Source organism: Bradyrhizobium sp. KZN70725 (genome assembly GCF_055264925.1).
In genome coordinates this window covers 1-2,157 of sequence record NZ_JBUYWT010000154.1, presented here as the reverse complement: position 1 = coordinate 2,157, position 2,157 = coordinate 1, and the positions used below count along the sequence as shown (strand labels likewise).

At 66.9% G+C, this 2,157-nt stretch carries 2 protein-coding genes and 1 pseudogene; 1 reads left to right on the top strand and 2 read right to left on the bottom strand.

The features are described from left to right. Positions 1-113: 113 nt before the first annotated feature. Both ACZBJS_RS42355 and ACZBJS_RS42350 read right to left on the bottom strand, forming a co-directional pair. Positions 114-611, bottom strand: coding sequence for a DUF2938 domain-containing protein (locus ACZBJS_RS42355; RefSeq protein WP_316399496.1), 498 nt, complete (start codon positions 609-611; stop codon positions 114-116). Then, positions 604-1,467, bottom strand: coding sequence for a class I SAM-dependent methyltransferase (locus tag ACZBJS_RS42350; protein ID WP_316399494.1), 864 nt, complete (start codon positions 1,465-1,467; stop codon positions 604-606). Before ACZBJS_RS42350 ends, ACZBJS_RS42355 begins: the two co-directional genes overlap by 8 nt. A gap of 82 nt (positions 1,468-1,549) precedes the next feature. Here ACZBJS_RS42350 and ACZBJS_RS42345 point away from each other — a divergent pair. Continuing rightward, positions 1,550-1,983, top strand: a pseudogene (locus tag ACZBJS_RS42345) (helix-turn-helix domain-containing protein). The last annotated feature ends 174 nt before the right edge of the window (positions 1,984-2,157 follow it).

Below are 2,157 nucleotides of genomic sequence, written 5' to 3'. Positions count from 1 at the left end.
GAACACCATCAGTTTGAGGGACGACCGCCTTCCAACCAACAGGCCGCTCGCGAGCGCGCTTCCAAATTGCGCCGTAGCGAGCGGGCGGCCGGCCCGTTACCCCATCTACGAGTTCAGGAACGGGTGCGCGAGCCAGCCGGCCGCATAAAGCGCCCAATCCCAAACACCGTGTGCGTGACGAGGCTCTGCAGCCGCGCCCCCCATGGATGGGGCGTGCGGCTCGCGGCGATGCCGGCGCCCATCGCGGGCTGCATCACCAGGAACGGCGCGGCCACGCTGCCGATCCCAACCATCAGAGCCGGAGCGATGGTGGGCTGCCGCGCCCAATCGAGGCCGAAGATCGCAAGCAGCACGCCGGCAAAGCCGATCCCGATCAGATAATGCGCGGTCCATCCGATGACGCGTTCGCCCGCGACCTGTGGTGACGCGGCGATGCGGTCGTGGCGCAGGCGAGCGGATACGAGATGGCCGAGCCAGCGACCGACCAGGGCATAGTCCAGCGACGGGATGCCAAGCAGGCGCTTTCGAACCATCCCCCAGATGTCCATCACGACGGTCGCACCGATCCCGGTCAGCACCGCGCTCGCCGCAAATTCCGCGGCTTCAACCATGCGCGGCCTCCGCCGGCGCTCGTGCCGCGACCATCCAGCAGGCGGCGGTGAAGCGAATCTCGGTCCCGTGGATGTAGCGATCGAACGCACCGCGCACGGTCTCGATCACTCGCGTGCGGCGCGGCTCCTCCATCGCCTGCAGCATCGTCCCGACCGGGCCGAGCCAGCTCACATAGTGGGCCAGCTGTGATGCCGGAAAGCCGAGGGCGACATCGACCGGTTCGATCGCGATCGCGTCCCAGCCGCTATCCTCCAGGATAGTTTCGACCCGCTTCCGGTCGGCAAAGCCGAACTGCCCCGGCGCATCGGGACGCCGCGGCGGAAGATCCGGCAGCAACGGCTTCGCTGCCTGTTCCGCCGTCGTCATGAACGGGTTCTCGGCGGCGCCGCGCCAGGCGATGAAGCGGAGCGCAGCATCCGGCCGGGCCGCGCGGCGCAGATTGGCGAAAGCCTGCACCGGATCGGCAAAGAACATCACGCCGAGGCGCGAGATGATCATGTCGAAGCTCGCGGGCGCGAACGGATACGTCTGCGCGTCGGCGCAGATGAAGCTGACCGGCCGCCCTTCCCGCTCCGCGCGGGCGCGCGCCGCCGCGATCATCGGCTCGGAAACGTCGATGCCGGTGCAATGCCCCTGCTGGCGGAGCAATTGGGCAACGGCGAACGTTGTGGCGCCCGTGCCGCAACCGATATCGAGCACCAGGCTTGCCGCGGCATCGGACACCGCCTGAACGAGCAGTTCTTCAAGCGGCCTGAACATCCCTTCCAGCACCTCGCGCGTCTCGACCCAGGCGCGGCCGGCGGCGCCGTTCCAGAGTTTGACCTGCTCGTCGTCGACTTGCGCTGCGACACCCATGATTCTCGTCCTTGTTGATGCTTGCCTTACGCAAGCGATAGGCTGGATACTGCCAGTTCAAGTGAACTTGAGGTCAAGAGCCATGCGGGACATCGATATCGCGGAGGTGGCGGAGCTATCGGGCGTGCGCGCCTCGACCTTGCGCTTCTACGAGGAGAAAGGTCTGATCGCCTCGCATGGCCGGCGCGGGTTGCGCCGCCTGTTCGATCCGGCGGTGCTGGACCGGCTGGCGCTGATCGCGCTCGGCGCGCCTCCGGCTTCTCGCTCGACGAGATCGCAAGGATGTTCGCGCCCGATGGAAGACCGCGCATCGACCGGAAAATGCTTTCTGCCAAGGCCGACGAGCTCGACCGCACCATCCGCAGGCTCAACGCGATGCGCGACGGCCTGCGCCACGCCGCCGTCTGCCCGGCGCCGAGCCACATGGAATGCCCGACCTTCCGCCGCCTGCTGCGGGTCGCGGCGGCCGGCAAGATCGGCGAGAAGAAGGCGCGGAAGTCACGCCGCAAGTCGTAGAACGTAGCCCGGATGAGGGAAGCGATATCCGGGGACAGGTCTTTATTCCCCTTCCCCCTGAAAGCAGGGGTGTCCGGGGAATGATTCACTGTGTCGCGGTGCATGCTCGGCAGGACCGAGGCAAATCGGTCTTTTCTGGTTGTCGAGACACAGAGGGCCGAGCATGCGATATCG

Bases quoted from the DNA above. Each gene is read 5' to 3' on its own strand.
- ACZBJS_RS42355 (WP_316399496.1), bottom strand. From the start codon at position 611: ATGGTTGAAGCCGCGGAATTTGCGGCGAGCGCGGTGCTGACCGGGATC.
- ACZBJS_RS42350 (WP_316399494.1), bottom strand. From the start codon at position 1,467: ATGGGTGTCGCAGCGCAAGTCGACGACGAGCAGGTCAAACTCTGGAAC.